The organism is Thermococcus sp. JdF3 (assembly GCF_012027495.1).
In the GTDB taxonomy this organism is placed as follows: domain Archaea; phylum Methanobacteriota_B; class Thermococci; order Thermococcales; family Thermococcaceae; genus Thermococcus.
Genome location: NZ_SNUK01000020.1, coordinates 1 through 490 on the forward strand (window position 1 = coordinate 1; position 490 = coordinate 490).

The 490-nt window shown below is 52.0% G+C and carries 1 pseudogene; it reads left to right on the forward strand.

Annotated features, from left to right (window positions below):
- Positions 1 to 490: pseudogene (locus E3E42_RS11700) on the forward strand (reverse gyrase); the annotation flags it as partial.

Sequence of the window (490 nt, forward strand, 5' to 3'; positions counted from 1 at the left end):
TCGAAGTTCCGCTTCTCAATAGACCTTGAGAGGCCGACCATCTACCGTGCGCTTGGTCTGCTGACAGAGGTGATGGACTTTCTGAATGACGAGCAGAGGAGAGAAGCAGAAAAGCTCCACGCGAGACTTAGAAGGCTCATAAGGAACATCCCTCAGTTCGAGCTCCTCAAGATTGAGGAAGCTTTGGCCGAAGGCCTTCCGATAGACAACTCCTTCCACAACCACGTTCTCAACGTCTTCCGCGAGCTGGTGGAGTTTCTGAGGAAGGTTCTTCGCGACGAAGAAGTTCTCAGGAAGCTTGCCGAAGATCCGTTCATAAGCCTGAAGGAAGAGGGTGGGAAGTGGTACATCGAGATTCCCGACGTGAGAACTTACATACAGGCAACTGGAAGGACCAGCAGACTCTTTGCGGGTGGAATTACCAAGGGTCTCAGCGTCCTCATAGTGGACAACGAGAAAGTCTTCAACGGCTTAGTGAGGCAGATGCGCT